Origin of the sequence: Micromonospora sp. H61 (assembly GCF_018070325.1) — a bacterium.
Taxonomy (GTDB): Bacteria; Actinomycetota; Actinomycetes; order Mycobacteriales; family Micromonosporaceae; genus Micromonospora; species Micromonospora salmantinae.
The window spans coordinates 1-23,231 of sequence record NZ_JAGPXY010000035.1 but is presented as its reverse complement, the minus strand read 5'-3'; the positions used below and the strand labels follow the sequence as shown (position 1 = coordinate 23,231).

The following is a 23,231-nucleotide window of genomic DNA, read 5'->3' as shown; positions in this document are numbered from 1 at the left end:
CCACCGCACAAGGCGCGGTGTGCAATGGGAAGGAGACGTCTTGCGCTCGGTGCGTGGGATGCGGATCGCCTCGATCTTCGCGGTGGGTGGGCTCGCGCTCACCGCCGCCGCTTGTGGCGAGGCCCCCAAGGATGACAACAACGCCGGCAGTGGCGCCAAGAAGTTCAGCGCCTGCATGGTGACCGACGTTGGCGGCATCGACGACAAGTCGTTCAACGCCTCGGCCTGGAAGGGTCTGCAGGAGGCCAAGGCCGCCAACGACAACATCGACATCAAGTACGTCGCGTCGAAGGCCGAGGCCGACTACGAGCCGAACCTGACGCAGTTCGTCAACCAGAAGTGCGACTTCATCCTGGCGGTCGGTGGCCTGATGGGCGACGCCACCTCAAAGATCGCCAAGGCGAACCCGAACCAGCAGTTCGGCATCGTCGACGCCAACCCGGGTGACGCCAACGTCTACCCGATGCAGTTCGACACCGCCCAGGCCGCCTTCCAGGCCGGTTACCTGGCTGCGGGGATGACCAAGAGCGGCAAGGTGGGCACCTACGGCGCCGTGCCGATCCCGCCGGTGACCATCTTCATGGACGGCTTCGTCGACGGCGTGAAGCACTACAACACCGCCAAGGGCAAGAACGTCCAGGCGCTGGGTTGGAACAAGGAGACCCAGAAGGGCTCCTTCTCCAACGCCTTCGACAAGCAGGACGAGGGCAAGAAGGTCTCCGACGCGCTGGTCGCCCAGGGCGCGGACATCATCATGCCGGTCGCCGGCGGCTCCGGCCTCGGCACCACCGCCGCGGCCAAGGCCTCGGGCGGCAAGTACAGCACCATCTGGGTGGACGTCGACGGCTGCGAGAGCACTCCGGACTGCTCGGCGATCGTGACCACGGTCGTCAAGAACATCCCGGAGGCCGTCAAGGAGGCCGTGGTCAAGGCCGCCGGTGGCGAGAAGCTGGAGGCCAAGCCGGGCTTCGTCGGCACCCTGGCCAACAACGGTGTCTCGATCGCCCCGTACCACGACTTCGACAGCAAGGTTCCGGCCGAGCTGAAGGCCGAGGTCGACAAGATCAAGGCGGACATCGCCGCCGGCACCATCACCGTCACCTCGAAGGCCCAGCCGACCAAGTGACAACCGGCCGGCCGCTCCGGTGAGATCATCGGAGGGCCGGCGGGGGACAGTACGAACCGATCGGCCGCTCTGGCTCTGCGGACACCCCGCGGGGTCGGAGCGGCCGATCGCGCACCACGGCGGCCGGTCCGGTCCGGCCGGTACGACGGCAGCTAGGCTGCACCATCGCTCGCACTCCAGGAGGTTGCGCTGAGACTCGAACTGCGCGGCATCACCAAGCGGTTCGGTGATCTGGTCGCCAACGATCACATCGACCTGACGGTGGAGCCTGGAGAGATTCACGCCCTCCTCGGCGAGAACGGCGCGGGCAAGTCGACCCTGATGAACGTGCTCTACGGGCTCTACCAGCCCGACGAGGGCGAGATCCTGGTCGATGGCAAGCCGCTCAAGCTGAAGGGCCCGTCCGACGCCATCGGGGCCGGGATCGGCATGGTGCACCAGCACTTCATGCTGGTGCCGGTCTTCACCGTCACCGAAAACATCATGCTCGGCGCCGAACAGATCAGGGGCGGCATCGCCGGCTTCCTGGACCGGCGGCGGGCCCGGCGCGAGGTCACCGAGGTGTCCGAGCGCTACAACCTGCGGGTCGACCCGGACGCGGTGATCGAGGACCTGCCGGTCGGCATCCAGCAACGCGTCGAGATCGTCAAGGCGCTCACCCGCGACGTCGACCTGCTCATCCTGGACGAGCCGACCGCCGTGCTCACCCCTCAGGAGACCGAGGAGTTGCTGACGGTCATGCGGTCGCTCAAGGCGGCCGGCAAGTCGATCGTCTTCATCACCCACAAGCTCGGCGAGGTCAAGGCCATCGCCGACCGGATCACCGTGATCCGACGCGGAAAGACCGTCGGCACCGCCTCGCCGGAGGCCAGCCGGGACGAGTTGGCCGCGTTGATGGTCGGGCGCAACGTCCGGCTCACAGTGGACAAGACCCCGGCCACGCCGGGCGACCCGGTGCTGGAGGTGTCCGGGCTGGTCGTCGACGACGACCGGCAGATCCGCGCTGTCGACGGCGTCGACCTGACCGTACGCGCGGGCGAGGTGCTCGGCGTGGCGGGCGTACAGGGCAACGGTCAGACCGAGCTGATCGAGGCGATCATGGGCCTGCGCCCGGCGCTCGCCGGCACGATCAGCCTGGCCGGCGACCGGATCAACGGCTGGAAGCCCAAGAAGGTGCTCCGGGCGGGCGTCGGTTACGTGCCCGAGGACCGCAGCGTGGACGGCCTGATCAAGGAGTTCAGCGTCGCGGAGAACCTGGTGCTGGACATCTACGACCGGCCGCCGTTCGGTGCCGGGCTCGCGCTGAAGCCGGACGCGATCGCCGCCTCCGCGAAGGAGCGGATCGAGCAGTTCGACGTTCGCACCTCATCGGCCGACGCGGCGGTGGGCACCCTCTCCGGCGGCAATCAGCAGAAGGTGATCGTGGCCCGGGAGCTGTCCCGGCCGCTGAAGCTCTTCATCGCCGCCCAGCCGACCCGTGGCGTCGACGTCGGGTCGATCGAGTTCATCCACAGCCAGGTCATCCGCGAACGGGACATCGGCACCGCCGTTCTGGTGGTCTCCAGCGAACTCGACGAGGTGATCGGGTTGGCTGACCGGATCGCTGTGATGTACCGCGGCCGGATCATCGGCATCGTCGGCCCGGACACCCCGCGTGAGGAGATCGGCCTGCTGATGGCCGGCATCAGCCCGGACGAGGCCCACGACGCCGTCGCAGCACCCGCCGCCGACAAGCCCGGTGCGGCGACCGCCGCCGACAAGCCCGCAGCGGCCGACGGGGGCCCGGCGAGCGATGCAGGCCCCGCGAGCGAGGACGAGGCATGACCAACCCCAACCCGCAGTCGGGCTCCCCGGACAAGGAGCCGGCGAGCGAGGCGCAGGCCGCGCAGAACGCGCTCGGCAACACCGAACGCGCCGAGGTGGCGACCGAGCCGGACCGCTCGGCGGCGAAGCCGGGCCCCGAGCCTGAGCCGAAGCCGAGTCTGGGCCGGTTCTTCCTGGACAACCTCTGGGCGGCAAACACCTTCACTGTGACCCTCTTGTCGTTGGTGCTGGCGATAGTGGTCGGCGCGGTGCTGATGATCATCTCTGATCCCGATGTCCTCTCCACCTACTCGTACATCACCTCGCGCCCGTCCGACGCGATCAACTCCAGCTGGACGCTCGTCAGCGAGGCGTACGCGAACCTGTTCAAGGGCTCGATCTTCGACCCCGAGGCGTTCTCCGGCTGGTTGGACGGCGCCAACGGCTGGCAGGCAGTGCTCGCGCCGATCTCGGAGACGCTGACCTACGCGGCGCCGCTGGTCTTCACCGGTCTGTCGGTGGCGCTGGCCTTCCGGGGCGGCCTGTTCAACATCGGCGCCCAGGGCCAGGCCACCATCGGCGTGATCATGGCGGCGCTGGCCGGCTTCCTGCTGCCGCTGCCGCCCGGCCTGCACCTGCTGGTTGCGGTGCTGGCCGGCGCGCTGGGTGGAGCGATCTGGGGTTTCATCCCCGGCATCCTCAAGGCCCGTGCCGGCGCGCACGAGGTGATCAACACGATCATGCTCAACTACGTCGCCACGTACTTCCTCACCTGGTTGATCGTGCAGAACGGCGTGCAGGACCCGAACCGCACCGACGCGATCAGCAAGGCGGTGGACACCTCCGCCCAGCTGCCCCGACTGCTCGGCGACAACCTGCGGGTGCACGCCGGCATCCTGCTCGCCGTGCTGGCCACCTGGGCGGTCGCCTGGCTGCTCAACCGCTCGACGCTCGGCTTCGAGCTGCGCGCGGTCGGCGCCAACCCGGACGCCGCCCGGACCGCCGGCATCAGCGTCACCCGGACGTACATCCTGATCATGGTCTTCGCCGGAATCCTGGCCGGCCTCGGCGGCTCGAACATGGTGCTCGGCTCCACAGCCAGCGCGTTGACCCCGCTGGTGGTCGCGCAGATCGGCTTCGACGGCATCCTGGTGGCGCTGCTCGGGCGGGTGAAGCCCTGGGGGGTGCTGCTGGCCGCGCTGCTGTTCGGTGCGCTGCAGGCCGGTGGTAACCGGATGCAGTCGTACTCCGGGATCTCGCTGGAGCTGGTGACAGTGCTCCAGGCGCTGATCGTCATCTTCATCGCCGCACCGGCCCTGGTGAAGGCGATCTTCCAGCTCCGGGCCGCGCGTGCCGCCCGGTTGCAGACGAGCCTGGCGAAGGGCTGGTAACTCATGTCCACCATGGCTGTCCCCGACATCGCGGTCGCCCCGGTCGACGAGGGCTTCTGGACCCGCAGCCGGAAGGTCGGTCTCACGCTGCTGGCGCTCGGCCTGCTGTCCGCGGTGCTCTTCGGCGCGCTCGCCACCGACCAGCAGGCCCGGTTCACGCTCAGCGACGACGCGGCCGGCGCCGCACTGGAGATCAACGGCACGATCGGGGCGATCCTGTTCGGGATCATCACGATCGCCGCCGGCGCGGCGCTGCTCGCCGGGGTGCCGAAGCGGTGGTTCCTTCCCGTGCTCGGCGTCGGGCTGGTCGCCTTCGTGCTGTCGTTCCTCTGCTGGCAGGTCTCCGCCGCGCCGGCCGGGCAGAACTTCATGCCGCTGGTCAACATCATCAGGGGCACGTTCATCCTGGCCCTGCCGCTGATCTTCGGCGCGCTCGCCGGGGTGCTCTGCGAACGGTCCGGCGTGGTCAACGTGGCCATCGAGGGCCAACTGCTGATGGGCGCGTTCAGCGGGGCCCTGTTCGGCAGCATCTCCGGCAGTGTGTGGGTGGGTCTGGTCGCCGCCGCCATCGGCGGCGCGTTCATCTCGCTGCTGCTGGCCGTCTTCGCCATCCGCTACCTGGTCGACCAGGTCGTCATGGGCATCGTGCTGAACCTGCTGGCCGTCGGCGTCACCGGCTTCCTCTACGAGCGGCTGATGCAGACCGACGCCGCGAAGTACAACAGCGCGCCCCGCTTCAGCAACTGGGAGATCCCGCTGCTGAAGGACATCCCGGTGCTCGGTCCGGCGTTGTTCCGCGGCAACATCTTCCTCTACCTCGGGCTGCTCCTGGTGCTCGTGATCCACATCGGGCTGTTCCGCACCCGGTGGGGGCTGCGGACCCGCTCGGTCGGCGAACACCCGATCGCCGCCGACACGCTCGGCGTCAAGGTGCTGCGGGTCCGCTACCGCAACGTGCTGCTGGCCGGCGTGGTCGCCGGCATCGGCGGCGCGTCCTACACGCTGGCGCTCTACTCGTTCACCAAGAACATGATCGGTGGTAAGGGCTTCATCGCCCTGGCCGCGCTGATCTTCGGCCGGTGGAACCCGACCGGCGCGCTGCTCGCCGCGCTCTTTTTCGGATTCGCCGACCAGCTCGCCACCTACCTGGGCGCGATCAGCAGCTCGATCCCCAGCCAGTTCCTGGCCATGCTGCCGTACCTGGCGACCATCCTGGCGGTCGCCGGGCTGGTCGGCCGGGTCCGGGCACCGGCCGCCGACGGCAAGCCGTACATCAAGGGCTGACGCCTGAGCCGTGCCCGGCGGGCCTCCCGCCGGGCACGCTTCGCGCCCATCCAGCCCTTCCCAGGGGTACGCCTGAACGTGGCGCACGGTGAACGCAGCTGTGCAGACAACGAAGACCACCAGTGACCGTCGGCTGGCGAGCCTCCTCCCGGCTGTTGCAGGGTCAGCCGAGCGGCCCGATCTGCTTGGCCAGGCCGACGAACGACTGCCACGTCTGCGGGTTGAAGAGAAGGACGCCGCCATCGCGGTCCTTGGTGTCGCGCACGAGCACGACGTCCGGCAGGTTGTCGGCCACCTCTACGCACGACCCGCCATTGGAGCCGGAGCGAGTTGACTTGTGCCACCTGGCACCGGTCATGTCCATGTCTGCGCCGCTTCCTTGATCAGCTCGAGTGACTGCCGGCGGGAGAGGGCCTCGCCTCTGACCACCTCCCACGTCGCCTGGAGGGTAGCAAGGTCATCGGCGCTGTTGACTATCTGTGCTCGCACCTGGTGGTCAAGGTGGGCGACCACCGAGCCATCAGTCTGGGTAGCCAGGATGAACCCGCCCTGCAATCACGCTGCCCATGGCTCCTCATTCCCTGCTTAATCTCATCGGCATGCTTCTCGGGGTTGCCCAGCGCTGCTCACCGAAAGTGTGCGGCAAGTTATTCAGCGTGAGTGCGTATCGAAGATAGTCCGGTCCTTAGCAGCGTGTGAAGTGCGCGGTCTCGTCGAGATGCTTCCCGGCGGCGCCTCGGCACCGCGCGGTTCGGAGCCGGGACCCGAACTAAATCACCGGAGCGGGTGCGGTGGCGCGGCCGAGTTTCCGAAGGCTGCCCGTGCATCCGGCCCTGCCCACTTCTGACCTGGGCTACTTGGGCAGAATGGTGGCATGACCGACATTGACTGGGCGCGGCTGCGCGCCGCTGCCACCGACGCGATGCGGCACGCGTACGCGCCGTACTCGACGTTTCCGGTCGGCGCGGCCGCGCTGGTCGACGACGGCCGCATCGTGGTCGGCTGCAACGTGGAGAACGCCGCGTACGGGGTGACGCTGTGCGCCGAGTGCGGAGTGGTTTCCAGCCTGCACGCCACCGGCGGCGGTCGGCTCGTCGCGCTCTCCTGCGTCGACGCCACTGGTGAGCCGCTGATGCCGTGTGGTCGCTGCCGGCAGCTGCTCTGGGAACACGGCGGGCCGGAGTGCCTGATCGAGAGCAGGACCCGCCCGCTGCGGATGGCCGAGCTGCTGCCGCACGCCTTCGGCGTGGAGGACCTGGAAGCCGTCACCGGGGAGACGCCGGTGCCGGTCGTGCCGGAGCGACTGGCCGCCTGGCGGGGGCGCGGCACCGTCTTCGTGCACCCGGACATGTCCGCCGGGCAGCAGGTCTGGACCGCGTACTGGGAGCGGTCGGCCGGAGACGACGTCGGCGCCGAGACCGGGGTGCTGGAGGAGGCGCCGAGCTGGGACGAGCCGGCCGAGGCGATTACCTGGGGCCTGGCCCGGACACCACGGGTGGTGGTGGTCGACGCGACCGGCACCATCTTCTGGGCCGGCGAGGGTGAACCGCCTGCGGAGATCCCGGTGCGCTGGGCTGCTGGTTGATCCCAAGGCCGCAGCCATCACATCTCAGGGCCGTGAGCCACTGCGAGGGCTGCCCTGCCTGCTCCGCGATCTTGCACTTCCTGTCCCGACGCAAGGGGCGCATCCACCCATATCAACAACAGAAACTGCAAGATCGGCGCGGTCCTCTTGCTCGGCTCACGTTGATCTACCACGAGTCCGTTCTCCAGCAGAGGATTGACCTGCCGGCCGCAGCCCTAACGCATAACGCAACGGCGTTGTCCTGGAAGTAGTGCCCACCTCAACGCGCCAGGGGACTACTTCATGGTTCGAGCGCGACCATGAGGGCACTGCACGGCGGCGCAGCCCTGAACGCAACGACGTGAGAAGGAACCACACGGTGAGTGCTTTTACTGCTGTTGACGTTATTCGGGCCAAGCGGGACGGGGGTGTGCTGTCGGACGCGCAGATCGACTGGGTGGTCGACGCGTACACCCGGGGGGTTGTCGCCGACGAGCAGATGTCCGCGCTGGCCATGGCGATCCTGCTCAACGGCATGACCGGGCCGGAGATCGCTCGGTGGACCGCCGCGATGATCGCCAGCGGTGAGCGGTTGGACCTGTCGGCGGTACGCCGGCCGACTGTCGACAAGCACTCCACCGGCGGCGTCGGTGACAAGATCACTCTGCCGCTCACCCCGCTGGTGGCGGCGTGTGGCGCGGCAGTGCCGCAGCTGAGCGGCCGGGGTCTCGGGCACACCGGCGGCACGTTGGACAAGTTGGAGTCCATCCCGGGCTGGCGGGCCACGGTGAGCAACGACGAGTTCATCGCCCAGCTGGACGAGGTCGGTGCGGTGATCTGCGCGGCCGGTGCCGGGCTCGCCCCCGCCGACCGCAAGCTGTACGCGTTGCGCGACGTGACCGGCACCGTGGAGGCGATCCCGCTGATCGCCAGCTCGATCATGAGCAAGAAGATCGCCGAGGGTACCGGGGCGCTGGTCCTCGACGTCAAGGTCGGCTCGGGCGCCTTCATGAAGTCCGTCGACCAGGCCCGCGAGTTGGCGCGCACCATGGTCGAGCTGGGCGGTGCGCACGGGGTGCGGACGGTAGCCCTGCTCACCGACATGTCCACCCCGCTCGGTCTGGCGATCGGCAACGCGGTCGAGGTGACCGAGTCGGTCGAGGTGTTGGCCGGTGGTGGACCGGCCGACGTGGTGGAGCTGACCCTCGCACTGGCCCGGGAGATGCTCGACGCCGCCGGTCTGCCGGACGCCGATCCGGCTGCTGCGCTGCGCGACGGCCGGGCCATGGACTCCTGGCGGGCGATGATTCGGGCGCAGGGCGGTGACCCGGACGCGCCGCTGCCAACGGCTGCCGAGGTGGAGGTGGTCCGCGCCGAGCGTGACGGGTACGTCGCGGCCGTCGACGCGTACGCCATGGGGGTTGCGGCGTGGCGGCTCGGCGCGGGTCGGGCGCGCAAGGAGGACCCGGTCAGCGTGCCGGCCGGTGTGGTGTTGCACAAGCGGCCGGGTGACGAGGTGCGGGCCGGTGACCCGCTCTACGAGCTGCGCGCCGACGATGCGACGCGGATTCCGGCCGCGCTGACCGAGGCCGCAAACGCGGTGCGGATCGCGCCGACGGCCCCGGCGGCGACGTCGTTGGTCATCGAACGCATCGGCTGATCGAACCGGCGTCGCCCTGGCGTGGTGCCGGTCACCTGGGAGCGCTATTGTCGCAGGCCAAGGGGGGACAACCGGCCTTGAGCCGGCGCGAGCAGACAGGAAGATCCGCCGTGACCGTTGCTGCCCCCGACCCACGTGAGGTGCGCGAGGCGAGCCTGGACGAGCTGTCCCGGCTCGGCCTGCCGTTGCCGCCGGCCCAGTTTCCCCTCGTGTGGGAGCCGGGTGACCACATCGACCTGCGCCCGACCGCGGAGATCGAGGCGCGGATCGCGGTGCTGCACCTGATCCTGGCCCGCTGTTTCGGGATGCCCCCACAGGCGGCGATGAGCTGGCTGCTCGGCTCGCACCTGGTCGACATGGTCACCCCGCCGGAGTGGCAGTTCGTGATGGGCGGCAAGGGCGACCACCGGTCGTTCGTGCTGCATCACGACGCTCTCTTCGCGCTGGCCTGGGTACTCGGGCTGAGCAAACAGCTCGACCCGACGTTGGCCGTCGACGAGCGGCTGGTCGAGCGGCTGCCGCACATCGCCGAGGGGGAGACCTTCCCGCACTGGCGCTCCCGGATCCTCACCGCGCCGCAGCACCCGGCCGACGCGGCCGCCCTGCTCGACCTGCACTACTGCCTGGACTGGGCGTACCTGGAGACCGAGCGCGGCGGCCGGCGGGCGCCCGGCCTGGTCGACGCGAACGCGATCGGGCAGCGGCGGTGGGCGCTGGAGTGGGCGGTCATTCTGCGCGGGCCGTACCACGACGAGCCGCCCGGTTGGGAAGAGGTCGACCTCTCCACCTGAGGTCAGCGAGGTCGCAGGACGTCGAGCCGGACCGCCACTGTGACCCGGGCCGGTTCGGGCAGCGCGGCCAGCCGGGTGGCGAGCGCGGCCGGGTCGGTGTGCCAGGCGCTGGGGCCCATCCCCACGAGGGTGGCGACCTCCGGCCGGGTCAGCGCCAGCTCGGCCCGGTGCACGGCCGAGCTGACCGGCGTGAAGTGCCCGCCCAGGCTGGCGGCCACCCGGTCGGCCTTGTCCGGGTCCACCCGCAGCAGGTCGAGGACGTCCACCAGCTCGGCGAGGTGGTCGGTGTCGGGCGTGACCACCAGCAACACGCCGGCCGGGTCGAGCACCCGGTGGAACTCCGGGCCGTTGCGCGGGGCGAAGACGTTCAGCAGCACGGCGGTCGAGGCGTCCGCGAGCGGCAGTCGCTGCCAGGTGTCGGCGAGCGCGGCGGCGGCCCGGGGATGCGCGCGGGCCGCGCGGCGCAGCGCCGGCTTGGACACGTCCAGGGCCAGACCCACGGCGTCCGGCAGCGCCGCCAGCACCGCGCCGAGGTACCGGCCGGTGCCGGCGCCGGCATCCACCACCAGGGGGTACGCCTCGAGGTCGGGCGTCGCGCGGGGCCGACCGGCGGCTTCCGTCGCGGCATCGGAGAGGGCGGCCGAGATGAGGTCGTAGTGCCCGGCGGTGAGGACGTCCGCCCGGGCGGCGACCATCTCGGCGCTGTCGCCGGCGTGTGGGGCGCGCCCGGCGAGCAGGTTGACGTACCCCTGTCTGGCGATGTCGAAGCTGTGCCGGCGCGGGCAGCGCAGCGCGTTGGAGGTGCCGGCGGTGGCCTCGGCCAGCGGCTCGCCGCAGACCGGGCAGCGCAGCCGGTCGAGGATGCGGGGGTCCACGTCAGAGCTCCGCATCGTGGCGTGGCTGGGGCGCCCGCCCACCGAGGTGGTCGACCACCCGGTGGGTGAGCGCGCCGAGGGCGTCGACCTCCGCGGGGGTCAGCAGGTCGATCAGGTGCCGGCGGACGGCGGCCACGTGACCGGGGGCGGCGGACTCGATGGCCCGCCGACCGGCGGGGGTGAGGACGACGACCGAGCCCCGGGCGTCGTCGGCGCACTCCTCTCGGGTCACCAGGCCGCGCTGCTGCATCCGGGTCAGGTGGTGGGAGAGCCGGCTGCGCGACCAGAGCATGCGGTCTGCCAGCTCCCGCAGGCGCAGCCGCCCCTGCGGTGTCTCGGAGAGGTCGGACAGCACGTCGTAGTCGGCCTCGGAGAGGCCGGCGTCCTGGGTCAGCTCCCGGGCCAGCTCCAGGTCGAGCAGTCGACGCATCCGGCGGTAGCCGCGCCAGGCGCGGTCCTCCCGTTCGTCCAGCCACCGGGGTACGTCCATCCGTCGAGTCTAACGCTGTCGTTGACATGTCATCGACTTGGTCTTAGATTCGATGACATGTCAACCAATCCTCTCCAGCGGCGGAGCGCGCCGACCGCCGCCGCGGGCGACCGACTGTGGGAGCTGTTCGGCCAGCGCGGGCGCGGAGTGCTGGTCACCCTGCGCCGGGACGGGCGGCCCCAGCTGTCCAACCTCGACTACCTGGCCGAGCCGGGGTTGATCCGCTGCTCCACCACCGGGGACCGGGCAAAGGTGCGCAACCTGCGCCGCGACCCCCGGGCCAGCTTCCACGTGACCACGCCGGACGGCGGCGCGTACGCGGTCGCGGACGGGACCGTGACGCTCAGCGAACCGGCAGTGGCCACCACCGACGAGACGGTCGACGAACTGGTCGAGGTCTACCGCCGGATTCGCGGCGACCACCCGGACTGGGCGGACTACCGGGCCGCCATGGTCGCCGACGGGCGGCTCGTGATCCGGCTCGACGTGCACCGGGTGTACGGCTGGCGGCCGTGACGCCCCGGCCGGTCCCGTACCGGTCCGGCCAGGCCGCTGACTAGGGTCTGAGCATGGTCGCAACTATCCGGTACGAGGACATCGTCAAGGTCCCGAAGGCGCTGCTGCACGACCACCTCGACGGCGGGCTGAGGCCGGCGACGATCGTCGACCTGGCTGCCGAGGTGGGCCACGGACTGCCCACCACGGATCCGGAGGCGCTCGGACGCTGGTTCGCGGACGCGGCGGACTCCGGTTCGCTGGAGCGCTACCTCGAGACGTTCGCGCACACAGTGGCGGTCATGCAGACCGCGCCCGCGCTGCGTCGGGTGGCCCGCGAGTGCGCCCTCGACCTGGCCGCCGACGGCGTGGTCTACGCCGAGGTGCGGTTCGCCCCGGAGCAGCACCTGGAACGGGACCTCAGCCTGGACGAGGTGGTCGAGGCGGTGCTGGCCGGGTTCGCCGAGGGCACCGCCCAGGCGGTCGAGGCGGGCCTGACCATCCGGGTGGGCACCCTGCTCACCGCCATGCGGCACGCCGCCCGTTCCCAGGAGATCGCCGAGCTGGCCGTGCGGCACCGGGACGCCGGGGTGGTCGGCTTCGACATCGCCGGCGCCGAGGCGGGCTTCCCGCCCACCCGGCACCTGGACGCCTTCGAGTACCTGCAACGGGAGAACTTCCACTTCACCATCCACGCCGGCGAGGCGTTCGGTCTGCCGTCGATCTGGCAGGCGATCCAGTGGTGCGGGGCGGACCGGCTCGGCCACGGGGTGCGGATCGTCGACGACATCGCGCCCGACGGCTCACTCGGCCGGCTGGCCGCGTACGTCCGGGACAAGCGAATCCCCCTGGAGCTGTGCCCCTCGTCGAACGTGCAGACCGGCGCGGTGGCCTCGATCGCGGACCACCCGATCGGCCTGCTGCGCGACCTGCGTTTCCGGGCCACCGTCAACACCGACAACCGGTTGATGAGCGGCACCTCGATGTCGCGGGAGATGTCGCTGCTGGTGGAGACGTTCGGCTACGGCTGGAAAGAGTTGCAGTGGTTCACCATCAACGCGATGAAGAGCGCCTTCATCCCGTTCGACGAGCGGCTGCGGATCATCGACGACGTGATCAAGCCGGCGTACGCGAAGTTGATGGCCTGAGCTCAACCATGTGGGTGGCCGGCGAGCAGCCCGGCCACCCGGCGCAGCACCTCCCGGGCCCGGGCCGCCTCCGCGCCGAGGCCCATCTGCCGACGCAGCACCGCGGGCTCGGCCCGTAGCAGCGTCACCCCGCGCCGAATCAGCACCCGAGGCGCCTTGCGCTGCTCGGACAGGTCGCGGGCGAGTCGGCGCAGGAAGGTGGCCCCGCGCGGGCGGCGCAGCGCGTACGCCCCGGCGAGCAGGCCACGGCGACGGCACTCCTCGACGATCTCGGCGGCGAAGATCCCTTCGGCCACGAAAAGTGGCGATCCGGCGACATCAAATGGCCGGGTGGCTACCCGTCGATCGGCACCGATCGCATAAACCGGCACATCGGCTCGGCCCTCGCGGGCAAGTTGGGCAATGATTTCCACCGCACTGGGGGCGTCCCAGGAGTGCGGCGATTCCCAATCCACCTGGCCGTTTCGTCTCGGCAACGTAGGGTCATCGCCGTCTTTGTAGAAGTCGTCCAAGCACAGCACCGGCAAGCCGGTTTGCTGCGCTATGTACGACTTTCCGGACCCCGATGGGCCGGCTAGTAGGACAACACGGTGCGGATGTTCCATTACCTTCAGTTACTCCGGCCAGACAGACTGCTATCAAATCGCATCAACATCTCATCACACCTTCGGTCCGGGACAACCTGGGCTTTCTTCTTGTCGACCGGCGTGATGGAATCTCGGGGGTCCGACCCGCCGGGTCGGTCGCTGGGCGTTGCCCGGGGCAACGCGTTCAAGCTGTAATCGCGAGGGCGGTGACGTGAGCAAACGGCCAAAGACGGCGGGCTCCTTCCTGTCGCGGCTGCGCCGGCCGGCCAGCCGGCTCCGGGACATGCCGATCTGGTCCAAGCTCGGTCTCATCATGATCGTGCCGACCATCGCCACGGTCGTGGTGGGCACCAGTGGTCTTATCGACCACGTGGAGACGCTCAACAATGCCAACCGAGCTGGCGACCTGGCGAATCTGTCGAGCTATTCGGGTGACCTGGTCGACAGCCTGCAGGACGAGCGGACCGCCGCCGTGCTGCTGCTGGGCGCGAACGGGACGCAGCCGACGGCGCAGTACCAGGAGGCCTACAACCGGGTGAACTCCCGGGTGGACCAGGACGCGGCCCCCTACCGGCAGCAGCGGGCCGAGATCGAGGACCTGCCGAGCAGCCTCGAGGGTCTGCTCGACAGCATCGACCAGAACCTGCAGGACCTGGCGGGCGTCCGCAGCCAGGTGTTCAACGGAAAGCTCGCGCTCACCGAGACCGTGCAGGCGTACGAGGGTCTGATCAGTGACCTGCTCGCCATCCGCGACTCGTCCACGCAGCTCGCCGGTGACAACCAACTGAGCGACCGGATGCGCGCCGCCGCGGCGGTCGCCCGGGAGAAGGAGTTCCTGGCCGTACGCCGGGTCGTCGTGCACCGCGCACTGGGCGTTCAGGGCCGACAGCGCCTGACCCCGGCACTGCGCAGGGACTACGTCGCCAGTGACACCGGCCAGCAGCAGGCCCTGCAGAGCTTCAAGGCCGTCGCCACCCCGGACGACGCGAAGTTCCACGACCAGACGGTCGCGGGCGGCGACCGCCGGCAGGCACAGAACTACACCGGCTGGATCGACGGCAACACCACCGGCGACATGCGCGGTGCGCCGTTCGGCCCGGACCAGTGGGAAGCCGCCATGACGGCCAACGCCAAGCTGATCCGCACCGTCGAGCGGAAGCTCGACAGTGAAGTGGTCAACCAGGCCGACACCCTCCGCTCGGACGTCCAGCGCCAGGTCTTCCTGGAGACCGGCCTACTGCTCAGCATGCTGCTGCTGGCCATCCTCTTCGCCTACCTGGTGGCCCGCTCGATGGCCCGCTCACTCCGTGAGCTGCGGCAGGGCGCGCTCTCCGTGGCCCAGTACGGCCTGCCACAGGCGGTGGCCCGTCTGCGCGACCCGCAGGTCGTCGGGCAGCTCTCCCCGGTGCAGCTGGCCAACCAGATCGCCGAACCACTGCCGGTGCGCAGCAAGGACGAGTTCGGCCAGGTGACCGAGGCGTTCAACGCCGTCCACCTGGAAGCCGTCCGCACGGCCGCCGAGCAGGCGGCACTGCGTGCCTCCGTCGCGACCATGTTCGTCAACCTCGCCCGTCGTTCCCAGATCCTGGTCGACCGCCTCATCGGGCACCTCGACCGGCTGGAGCGCGGCGAGGAGGACCCGGACCGGCTGGCCGAGCTGTTCCAGCTGGACCACCTGGCCACCCGGATGCGCCGTAACGACGAGAACCTGCTGGTGCTCGCCGGTGCCGACTCCACCCGCGTGCAGCGTGAGCCGGCCGCCCTCATCGACGTGCTGCGCGCCGCGCAGTCCGAGGTCGAGCACTACACCCGGATCGATTTCGGTGTCATCGACCGCGACATCGAGGTCGCCGCGCACGCGGTCAACGACCTGGTGCACCTCGTCGCGGAACTGTTCGACAACGCCACCGCGTTCTCCCCGCCCGACTCGCAGGTCATGGTCGAGGCCCGGCGTGTCGGCGACCGCGCCTCGCTGTACGTCGAGGACCGCGGTATCGGCATCAGCGCCGAGCAGCTGCACGACCTCAACGAGCGGCTCGCGACGCCACCGCAGGTCGACGTGGCCGTGTCCCGGATGATGGGCCTGGTCGTGGTCGCCCGACTGGCGTCCCGGCACGGTGTCCGGGTCGAACTCCGCCCCGGCAACGATCGCGGCACGGTCGCCGACGTGACCCTGCCCACCTCGGTGCTGGTGCCCCGGGCGCTCTCCGGTCGGGTGCAGCAGCCTCCGGCGCTGCCGGCGGCCGGCGCTCCCCAGTTCGGTGGTCCGCAGTCCGGTGGGCCCGCACCGGTGTTCGGCGCGCTGCCCGCGCTGGGCAACGGCCCTCGCCCGAGCGAGTCCGGAAACCAGGTCACCCTGGGCGGTCGCCCGTTCGACCCCGCCACGCGCAACGGTGCCGGCGCCCCGGCCAACGGTGGCGCGTACCGGTCGATGCCGGCCTGGTCCGACCTGACCGGCGCGGCCGGGACGAACGGCGGTGACGGGTTCACCCCCCGGTCGGCCAACGGCCAGGGCACCGACCCGCTGCCGCAGCGCCGGGCCGGGGACGAGACCCCGACCACCGGCCAGCAGCCGGCCATTCCGCGTCAGCTGCCGAGCAGCCCCGAGGCGCACCCGTACTCGGCGCCGCCGGTCTCCGCGCAGCCCTACTCCGGTGCGCCGGTCTCCGCCTCGCCGGCATCCGGCCAGCCGTACTCCGGGCAGCCCTACTCGGGTGCGCCGTACGGCGGCGCGCCGGTGTCCGCCGCTCCGGCCTCCGGGCAGCCGTACGCCGGTCCGCCGGTGTCCGCGGCGCCGGTCTCGGCCTCGCCGGCGTCCGGGCAGCCGTACTCGAACCAGCCGTACTCGGCGCCGCCGGCGTCCAGCCAGTCGTTCAGCGGCTTCGCGCCCCGATCCGCCCCGCCCGCGCAGGCACCCAACGCCCCGGCGCCGCCGGCCTGGCCGCCAGTGCCGGGTAGCGACCGGGACACGGCCACCCCGCCGGTGCCCGAGCGGCTCGCCGCCGCGCTGGACATGACGACGGAGTTGCCGCGGGTGCCGCGACCGGGCGAGCAGCCGGCCGCAGCCCAGCCTCCGGCTCCTGCGCCGACCCCGGCTCCGCAGACTCGGCCAACGCCGCAGACTCGGCCAACGCCGCAGCAGCCGCAGGCGCAGAACCGTCAGCGGTACGCGGATGAGACGATGGAGCTGCCGATCTTCCGGGAGCTCGAGTCGGCCTGGTTCCGTACCCGTCGCCCGGGCTCCGAGGAGACCGCGGCCGGCGCCCAGCCAGCGACGAACGGCGACTCCGCGACCCAGCAGTTCGCCACGGTCGAGGCCACCGGTCGGGCAGTCCACAAGACACCACCCGGGACGACAGGTAACACACCGATGGCAGACACTCCGACGGTCGGAGGAGCGCCGCGGGACAACGGCTCCACAGCGAACGAGGGCACCCGCCCCAGCCTCGCCGAGAGCCTGCCGAACCGCCGGCCCCAACCGCAGAGCAACGGCTGGCAGACCGCTGCCGACGACGGCTGGCGTGCTGCCTCCGCGGCGGCCGGCGCGGCGCCGGTGAGCGAGACCACCACGACCGGTCTGCCGAAGCGCAAGCCGATGGCGCAGCTGGTACCCGGTGCGGTAGAGAAGCCCACCACCTCGGTCCAGCGGCGCTCCCCGGAGGCGGTTCGTGGCCTGCTCTCCGCCTACCACCGGGGCGTGCAGCGAGGGCGTAGCACCTCGGACAACCCGACCAGCCCGGAGGCGACTCCGGGAGGGCAATCCTCGCAGTCTGGCTCAGGCCCGGTGGCCGGGAGCGGGCAGAAGGAGCAAGAAGGATGACAACTACGCAGGATCTTGGTTGGCTGCTGGCCAACTTCGCCGACCGGGTGCCCGGCGTCGCGCATGCGGTCGCCGTATCGGCGGACGGCCTACTCCTCGCGTCGTCACGGGATCTGCCGCGCGACCGGGCAGACCAGCTCGCCGCGATCTCGTCGGGTCTGGTCAGCCTGACCCAGGGGGCAGCACGCTGCTTCGAGGGAGGCGCGGTGTTGCAGACCGTCGTGGAGATGGACAATGGCTTCCTGTTCCTGATGTCCATCTCGGACGGCTCGTCCTTCGCCGTGCTGGCAGCCCGCAGCTCCGACGTGGGCCAGGTTGGCTACGAGATGGCGCTGCTGGTCGACCGGGTGGGCGACGCACTGACCCCGCAGCCGCGCGCGGCTGCGGGCATGCTGGGCTGACGTCTAGCCGATCGTGAGGTCGGCACGACTGCAACAACGACAACGACGGGTTTCACCGGTGGGAGCCGGTAACGGGTGCGAAGGAGGTGAGCGGCGAGATGGCCGATCGTGACGAACCGACCGGAGCGTTGGTCCGTCCATACGCCGTGACCCGTGGTCGCACCCGTCCCCGGCTCGACATCGCGCTGGAGGCGCTCGTCGAGACGACGGTGCGCGGCCGTACCGCTGCCAATGGCAACGGTGGTGGCCGCGAACACCAGTACATCGCCGCGCTGTGTGACGGTCGCGTGCAATCGCTCGCGGAGATCGCGGCGCGGATGCAGCTCCCGCTCGGTGTGGCCCGGGTGCTCATCGCCGACATGGCGACGGACGGCCTGGTCGCGGTCCACGAGCCGACCATTTTGGACGACTCCGACGACGCGGTGGGCACTGAACTGCTGGAGAGGGTGCTGAGTGGACTTCGCAGGCTCTGACATGTCGCACCGCCCGCCGAACCCGAGCGGCCGCGTGACGTCGGCGAAGATCGTTATCGCCGGTGGATTCGGCGTCGGTAAGACGACGCTGGTCGGCTCGGTCTCGGAGATCACGCCGCTGACCACCGAGGCCATCATGACCTCCGCTGGCGTGGGCGTCGACGACACCCGGCAGGTGCCGGGCAAGACGACGACCACGGTGGCCATGGACTTCGGCCGGATCTCGATCGACCGTGACCTGATCCTGTACCTGTTCGGTACGCCGGGTCAGACCCGTTTCTGGTTCATGTGGGACGAACTGGTGCGGGGTGCGATCGGTGCGGTCGTGCTGGTGGACACTCGCCGGCTGGCCGACTGCTTCGCGGCGATCGACTTCTTCGAGCACCGACGCCTGCCGTACCTGGTGGCGATCAACTGCTTCGACGGGATGCAGTACCACGACCCGCAGGACGTCCGGGACGCCTTGGCGATCTCGAGCGACGTGCCGGTGGTGGCCTGTGACGCCCGTAACCGGGAGTCGACGAAGCACGTGCTGATCTCGCTGGTCGAGTACGTGCTCACCATGCGCCGTACGCGCGCCGTCGCCCCGGCCTGATCGCGGCGCTCCACGCCCCGGTGGTGGCTCCGGCCGCCACCGGGCGCTGCCAGCCGCCCCGGTGAGTCCCACCGCGCTGGCTCGTCGCCTGGACGAGCCGGCGCGCCGCCAAGCCGCCTCCTGGTGACCTGGAAGCTGTCCGCCCCTGTCCGGGGCACGAGCTCACCCATGGTCCTCACGAGGCGGCTTCTGCGTACCCGGGGAACCGCCCTGCTGACGCGGGAGCGCCCCCAGCCAGCCGGCTGGGGGCGCTCCCGCATGTGCTGACGGATCAGGACTGGTAGCCCGCCGAGCGGTACTCGTACTCCCGGTCGTCGTCGCGGTCACCGTGGTCGCGGCTGAAGTCCCAACCGCCGGCCGCCTCGCGACCGGGCCGACCACCCACAGCGAAACCGCCGATTTCCTGGCCGCGACGCCAGCCACGGAAGTAGCCGGTCGTGTTCTCCGCGAGACTTGCCGCATCACGCACTATCCGCAATGGGCGCTCCTCGCGCAGCGGCGAACCCGGCACCAGGTTGGCCTGCGGCACGCGCTTCGGCAGCCCGGCGTTGGTCTCGGCGCCCACCGCCGGGCGGGCGGCCTGCTCCGCGGCCTGCCAACCGGTGTCGGCCGTGGTCGACCAGTCCAGGTCGGACTCCTCGGGCTGCCCCACGAACCAGGCCGACTTGGCCTGCGCGAAGATCAGCAGATCGCCGTCGCCCTCGTCGGCGACCGGCGGCGGCCGGTGCTCCCTCGGCGGTGGCCGGTGCTCGACCGGGGGCGGCGGCCGGTGCTCGGGGGCGCGCTCCGTACGGGCGGCCGCCCGACCGTTGCGAGCGGCCTGCTCGCGGTCGACCAGGCGCAGCGGCGGCGTCTCCAGGTGCTGGTCCGCGGGAGGGTTGAGCCCCTCGCGCAGCGCCCGGTCGGCCAGCGGCGGCGGCTCCACCAGCCGCAGCATCGGCGGCTCCGGTGGCAGGTCGTCCGCCAACCACGGCGGGGTGACCCGACCGTCGGCCCGACCCGGGTCGGTCGGGGCGTCGACACCGCGGCTGCCGCCGTACGAGTAGGCCACCGGGTTGTTCGGTGAGCTGTCGGACGGGTCCTCCGGGTTGTTGACCAGCGGCCAGTTGGCACGGGAGCCGGGCGGTGCGGTCTCCTGACCCGGCCGGGGGGTCGGCACCGGAATGCTGAGATCGGTGGCGCTGAACCCGCCGGTGGGTGGCTCGTCGACCGGGCGTTGCTGGTGGCTCGGCCGGGGCTCGCCGTTGGTCTTGGGGCGGGGCGGAATGACGGTCCGCTGCCGCTCGGCCCGCGCGTTGTTGATCGCGGCAGTGGTCAGCGTCGGCCGGAACGGCTCACCGGCCTCGGCCGGCGGCACCATGCCGCGCTGCGCCGGCGCGATCGGGGTGATCCCGGGCGGCGGAGGCGGCGGCGAGGAGACGGGCCGGTTGGTCGGGCCGTCGATCCGGCTGGGGAGCGGCTCGCTGCGACTGGGCAGCGTGGACGCAGGCGGACCAGCCATCGCCGCCGGAGTCATCGGCGCGGGTGCTACCGGCGGCGGCGTGACCGGCGCGGGGGCGACCGGCGGTGGCCCGAGCGGGCGGGGCGACGCCAACGGCGCGTTACCGGGGACCGGCTCGGGGCGGCTGCGCCGCCCGACAGCGGGTGCCGGGTCGGCGGCCGGCGGAGTGGGTCGAACCGACCGCAACCCGGCGTTGGTGCCGGCCCGACCGGTCAACCCGGCGTTGGCGCCGGCCAGGCCGGTCAACTCGCCGACGGACTCGCCACGGCGGGCCGCGGCCCGGCGGCCGGGTGCCTGGACAGGAGTGGTGACCCGTGAGCTGAGCGCGCTGACCAGCGCCTCACAACCGGCGTCGCAGGCCCGTACGGAGGCGACGGCCTGGCGGACCGTCTCGGCCACCGCGGACGTGAGCGCCCGGTTGACAGCGGCACGTCGGGGTGTCTCGGAGATGGCGACCCGCAGGGCGGTGACCGCCTCGTTGATCTCCTCGGCATCGGCGACCCCGTCCGCGGCGAGGTGCGCGGCGATGGCATCCGCCGCGACCGAGACCTCGCGGCCCCGGGCCACGGTGCCGCCGAGCATGCCCGGCTCGGGCAGCGCGTCCAGCACGGCCAGAGAGACCGGCTCGGCCGGGTCCGGGTATGCGCGCAGGGCCGCCGGGTAGAGCTCACGCAGAACCTCGCGCAGCGCCACGGCGGCGGAGTGTCGACCACTGGCCAGCGCGGCGTGCGCGGAGAGCACCTGCTTGTAACCGGCGAGGTCCCGAGGTGCCGGCAGGGTGACAGCGGAGAGCGCCCCCGCCTGCAACGCGCGGGCGAGGCCGACCGCCCGTCGTTCGGCCGGAGGCGACTGCATCTCCTCAAGGGAGTCGTCATCGGCGAATCGCTCGGCGAAGTCGTCCACCGAGTCGTCGTCAGCGATGGCCAGGGGTCGCCCCGCGGCGCTCAGCAGCGAGGTGACCGTGTGGTCGTCGCTGTCGGCGGCGATGGCCGCACCGCTCGGCCCGCCCGACCGCTCCACGAGCAGCGCGACGAGCTGGGCGTAGCCAGCGGCGTCATCGCTGATCTCGCAGACATGCAGCAGACGGCCTGCGTCGTCGACCACAGCGGACGTCAGCGTCGAACCGGCGGAGGCCGGTCGGTCAGCCGGATCCGCCGAGGCCAGACCGCAGTAAACGCGCACGAGCGCCACGGCGTCGTCCTCCTCCCGGGACAGGTCTTTCCTCTGCCAGCAACTGATGCTCCCCGGTACGGGTCAGTCGCGCCAGTCCACCACCGCAGAGATCTTGCCGACAATGGTGCGCCAACCCAAACTTGCGGTCTGCGCCCCGATCTTCTTCAGCCGTCGCCGCGCCATGAACGCGCCGATCCCACCGTTGGCGGTGCCACGCAGAGCCTCGTCCAGGTCGTCGAGGCTGGAGCCGGCGGAGAGCATGTCGAGTACCGCAGGCAGCCGCAATGCGTACGAGAGGTCACGCGCGGCCTCACCCGCCTCGATCAGCAGGGTCGAATCCCACGTGTCGTGCCCGCCGCGCAGGTTCTCCACGACCAGGTCGAGCTCGTAGGTGTCCTCGTCGAGCGGAGCGATGTCTGCCGGCTCCACCCGTTCGGACAATTCATTCCAGCTGTCCAGTTGGGACAGATCGTTTGGCGCACCGGATCGGATGAAACTGACAAGCGACTCGGGGGTCTTGAACAGCAGCAGCTTGCCTCGGTTGCTGAGGAAGACCGGCACCTCCTCGTCGTCCGCCTCGTCCGTGACGGCCTCGTCCGACTCGTCGTCGGTCTCGGTGTCGGTGGCGGCGCCGTCCCGGCGGCGCTTCGACTCGTCGTCCTCGTCGGCGAACTCCTGGGCCAACTCCTCGTCGAGGATGACGACGGTCTCGTCGTCCTCCTCCTCCTCGATCGCCTGGCGGCGGGCGAGGAACGGGTCGTCCTGGTCGCGCTCGGTCACGTCGGTCGGAGTCAGCGAACTGGCCGGTCGGTACGCCCGGAGCGTGAAGCCGGTGCCGGCGGGCAGGGCGATCTCCACTGGGTCGATGCGCAGCTCGTCCCAGAGTGAGCGGTCGATCGACGCCGACGGGCGGTCGGTCTCGGTCTCGTCTGGCTCGGCCGCGCCGGTGGTGTCGTCGAGCTCGGGCTCGTCGGCGTCGGGCCGTTGGGGCGACTGGCGGGCCACGCTGACCTCCGTGTGCTTCGGGTTGCCCACCCACCGGGGTCTCTGACCGGCGAGTGACTCTGGGCACATACCCTAGTCGGCAGCCCTGGGTGACCGATGCCCGCACCCCGGTGGCCGGTTGGCGCACTGGTCCGACCTGCTGGTCGTCACCGCTGGCGAAGCGGCGGTTCGACAAGTAGCGTAGCTACGTATGAAGGCCCAGGAACTGCACGGCCATCTCGACGCTCTGCTGCTCGCCGTGCTCGAACAGGGCGCGCTGCACGGCTACGCGATCATCGAGGCGCTGCGCGCCCGCAGTGACGGCAGTCTGGATCTGCCCACCGGCACCATCTATCCGGCGCTCCGTCGCCTGGAACGCGCCGGTCACGTGGCGAGCACCTGGAGCACTGTCAGCGGCCGGGAACGGCGGACGTACGAGCTCACCGACTCCGGCCGGCGGGCGCTGGCCGGGGAGCGGGCCGGCTGGCGTGAGTTCCAACTGACCGTCGGCCGGTTCCTCGATCCCGGCAGCCCGCCCAACCCGGCCTGACCCGCTCGGATCCGCCGCCGATCAGCGGGCGGTGGCCAGCAGCCAGCCGCGCGCCGCGCGGGTCAGCGAGAAGTAGGCGCCGCCCACCAACACGGCACCGATGATCATCGGGGGCCAGTGCGCCGCCGCGTCCCAGAGGTTGAGCGACCAGGTGAAGAGGGCGCTGCCGGTCACTATGCCGAGCGCCAGCACACCGGTCAGACCGGTGCCCACCGCGCGTTGGGCCAGGGCCAGGCCGGGCCGGGGCGCCCGCGCGGTCGCCCAGACCACCAGCAGACCGGCCACCGAGAGCACCAGCGCGCTCATCCAGATCCAGTCGACCGAGTTGGAGAGCAGCAGGTAGCCGGCCGGGGGACGTGGGCCGCCGCTCCAGCTCGACCCCCGCCAGGTCAGATCACCGGCGACCACCCCCACCCCGGCGATCGCCAGCATCCGCAGGGACAGGCCGCGCAGGGCGCCCACCGCCAGCTCCGCCTGCCAGGACGGGAGCACCTGCGCCGGTGAGCCGAACTCCACCACC

At 71.0% G+C, this 23,231-nt stretch carries 21 protein-coding genes and 1 pseudogene; 14 read left to right on the top strand and 8 right to left on the bottom strand.

Annotated elements, in window-relative coordinates; translation table 11 throughout:
- The first annotated feature begins 58 nt into the window (after positions 1 to 58).
- The 4 genes from KBX08_RS18750 to KBX08_RS18735 all read left to right on the top strand — a co-directional run bounded on the left by KBX08_RS18750 (position 59) and on the right by KBX08_RS18735 (position 5,604).
- Positions 59 to 1,126: a BMP family protein gene (locus tag KBX08_RS18750; protein WP_210784793.1), complete on the top strand. Its 1,068-nt coding sequence runs from the start codon at positions 59 to 61 to the stop codon at positions 1,124 to 1,126.
- A gap of 189 nt (positions 1,127 to 1,315) precedes the next feature.
- The gene (locus tag KBX08_RS18745) at positions 1,316 to 2,950 is read left to right on the top strand and encodes an ABC transporter ATP-binding protein (protein WP_210784792.1); all 1,635 of its coding nucleotides are present in this window, start codon (positions 1,316 to 1,318) and stop codon (positions 2,948 to 2,950) included.
- Positions 2,947 to 4,320 (top strand): ABC transporter permease, encoded by a 1,374-nt coding sequence (locus KBX08_RS18740; RefSeq protein WP_210784758.1) that lies wholly within the window; start codon positions 2,947 to 2,949, stop codon positions 4,318 to 4,320. Before KBX08_RS18745 ends, KBX08_RS18740 begins: the two co-directional genes overlap by 4 nt.
- Before the next feature lie 3 nt (positions 4,321 to 4,323).
- Positions 4,324 to 5,604, top strand: a complete 1,281-nt coding sequence (locus KBX08_RS18735) for an ABC transporter permease (RefSeq protein ID WP_210784757.1) — start codon at positions 4,324 to 4,326, stop codon at positions 5,602 to 5,604.
- Between the two features lie 163 nt (positions 5,605 to 5,767).
- Here the strand turns inward: KBX08_RS18735 and KBX08_RS18730 are convergent, their stop codons facing one another.
- Positions 5,768 to 5,962: a DUF397 domain-containing protein gene (locus KBX08_RS18730; RefSeq protein WP_210784791.1), complete on the bottom strand. Its 195-nt coding sequence runs from the start codon at positions 5,960 to 5,962 to the stop codon at positions 5,768 to 5,770.
- Positions 5,959 to 6,159 (bottom strand): annotated as a pseudogene (locus tag KBX08_RS18725) (Scr1 family TA system antitoxin-like transcriptional regulator); the annotation flags it as partial. The pseudogene KBX08_RS18725 and the gene KBX08_RS18730, both read right to left, overlap by 4 nt.
- 319 nt (positions 6,160 to 6,478) lie before the next feature.
- On the opposite strand from KBX08_RS18725, the gene KBX08_RS18720 reads away from it, so the two are divergent.
- The 3 genes from KBX08_RS18720 to KBX08_RS18710 all read left to right on the top strand — a co-directional run bounded on the left by KBX08_RS18720 (position 6,479) and on the right by KBX08_RS18710 (position 9,619).
- Positions 6,479 to 7,189, top strand: coding sequence for a cytidine deaminase (locus tag KBX08_RS18720; protein ID WP_210784756.1), 711 nt, complete (start codon positions 6,479 to 6,481; stop codon positions 7,187 to 7,189).
- A 358-nt stretch (positions 7,190 to 7,547) separates the two neighbouring features.
- Positions 7,548 to 8,828, top strand: coding sequence for a thymidine phosphorylase (locus KBX08_RS18715; protein WP_210784755.1), 1,281 nt, complete (start codon positions 7,548 to 7,550; stop codon positions 8,826 to 8,828).
- 110 nt (positions 8,829 to 8,938) lie between these two features.
- A complete protein-coding gene (locus tag KBX08_RS18710; protein ID WP_210784754.1) occupies positions 8,939 to 9,619 on the top strand; it encodes a DUF4272 domain-containing protein in 681 nt (226 codons plus the stop codon).
- Between the two features lie 2 nt (positions 9,620 to 9,621).
- Here KBX08_RS18710 and KBX08_RS18705 read toward each other — a convergent pair whose 3' ends face one another.
- Together KBX08_RS18705 and KBX08_RS18700 are read right to left on the bottom strand one after the other, a co-directional pair.
- Positions 9,622 to 10,494, bottom strand: a complete 873-nt coding sequence (locus KBX08_RS18705; protein WP_210784790.1) for a putative RNA methyltransferase — start codon at positions 10,492 to 10,494, stop codon at positions 9,622 to 9,624.
- Between the two features lies 1 nt (position 10,495).
- A complete protein-coding gene (locus KBX08_RS18700; RefSeq protein ID WP_210784753.1) occupies positions 10,496 to 10,984 on the bottom strand; it encodes a MarR family winged helix-turn-helix transcriptional regulator in 489 nt (162 codons plus the stop codon).
- A gap of 57 nt (positions 10,985 to 11,041) precedes the next feature.
- Here KBX08_RS18700 and KBX08_RS18695 point away from each other — a divergent pair, with 57 nt between their 5' ends.
- Together KBX08_RS18695 and KBX08_RS18690 are read left to right on the top strand one after the other, a co-directional pair.
- Positions 11,042 to 11,500, top strand: coding sequence for a PPOX class F420-dependent oxidoreductase (locus tag KBX08_RS18695; RefSeq protein WP_210784752.1), 459 nt, complete (start codon positions 11,042 to 11,044; stop codon positions 11,498 to 11,500).
- 53 nt (positions 11,501 to 11,553) lie between these two features.
- Positions 11,554 to 12,627 carry an adenosine deaminase gene (locus KBX08_RS18690; RefSeq protein WP_210784751.1) on the top strand — a complete coding sequence of 358 codons (1,074 nt, stop codon included), beginning with the start codon at positions 11,554 to 11,556 and terminating at the stop codon, positions 12,625 to 12,627.
- Positions 12,628 to 12,629: 2 nt separating this feature from the next.
- On the opposite strand, the gene KBX08_RS33890 is transcribed toward KBX08_RS18690, so the two are convergent.
- Positions 12,630 to 12,923 carry a hypothetical protein gene (locus KBX08_RS33890; protein ID WP_238690831.1) on the bottom strand — a complete coding sequence of 98 codons (294 nt, stop codon included), beginning with the start codon at positions 12,921 to 12,923 and terminating at the stop codon, positions 12,630 to 12,632.
- Positions 12,924 to 13,425: 502 nt separating this feature from the next.
- Between KBX08_RS33890 and KBX08_RS18680 the strand changes: the two genes are divergently transcribed.
- The 4 genes from KBX08_RS18680 to KBX08_RS18665 all read left to right on the top strand — a co-directional run bounded on the left by KBX08_RS18680 (position 13,426) and on the right by KBX08_RS18665 (position 18,503).
- On the top strand, positions 13,426 to 17,034 hold the full coding sequence (locus KBX08_RS18680) for a nitrate- and nitrite sensing domain-containing protein (RefSeq protein WP_210784750.1): 3,609 nt from the start codon (positions 13,426 to 13,428) through the stop codon (positions 17,032 to 17,034).
- Positions 17,031 to 17,435: a roadblock/LC7 domain-containing protein gene (locus KBX08_RS18675; RefSeq protein WP_030329023.1), complete on the top strand. Its 405-nt coding sequence runs from the start codon at positions 17,031 to 17,033 to the stop codon at positions 17,433 to 17,435. Before KBX08_RS18680 ends, KBX08_RS18675 begins: the two co-directional genes overlap by 4 nt.
- A 98-nt stretch (positions 17,436 to 17,533) precedes the next feature.
- Positions 17,534 to 17,908: a DUF742 domain-containing protein gene (locus KBX08_RS18670; RefSeq protein WP_124820399.1), complete on the top strand. Its 375-nt coding sequence runs from the start codon at positions 17,534 to 17,536 to the stop codon at positions 17,906 to 17,908.
- A 1-nt stretch (position 17,909) separates the two neighbouring features.
- Entirely contained in the window at positions 17,910 to 18,503 is a 594-nt protein-coding gene (locus KBX08_RS18665; RefSeq protein ID WP_007455465.1) for an ATP/GTP-binding protein, read from the top strand.
- 271 nt (positions 18,504 to 18,774) lie between these two features.
- Here KBX08_RS18665 and KBX08_RS18660 read toward each other — a convergent pair whose 3' ends face one another.
- Both KBX08_RS18660 and KBX08_RS18655 read right to left on the bottom strand, forming a co-directional pair.
- Positions 18,775 to 21,219 (bottom strand): transposase, encoded by a 2,445-nt coding sequence (locus tag KBX08_RS18660; RefSeq protein ID WP_210784789.1) that lies wholly within the window; start codon positions 21,217 to 21,219, stop codon positions 18,775 to 18,777.
- 39 nt (positions 21,220 to 21,258) lie between these two features.
- Entirely contained in the window at positions 21,259 to 22,212 is a 954-nt protein-coding gene (locus KBX08_RS18655) for a DNA primase (RefSeq protein WP_210784749.1), read from the bottom strand.
- 160 nt (positions 22,213 to 22,372) lie between these two features.
- Between KBX08_RS18655 and KBX08_RS18650 the strand changes: the two genes are divergently transcribed.
- The gene (locus KBX08_RS18650; RefSeq protein ID WP_210784748.1) at positions 22,373 to 22,711 is read left to right on the top strand and encodes a PadR family transcriptional regulator; all 339 of its coding nucleotides are present in this window, start codon (positions 22,373 to 22,375) and stop codon (positions 22,709 to 22,711) included.
- 21 nt (positions 22,712 to 22,732) lie between these two features.
- Here the strand turns inward: KBX08_RS18650 and KBX08_RS18645 are convergent.
- Positions 22,733 to 23,231: hypothetical protein (locus KBX08_RS18645; RefSeq protein WP_210784747.1), on the bottom strand; the 499-nt coding region annotated here is incomplete at its 5' end.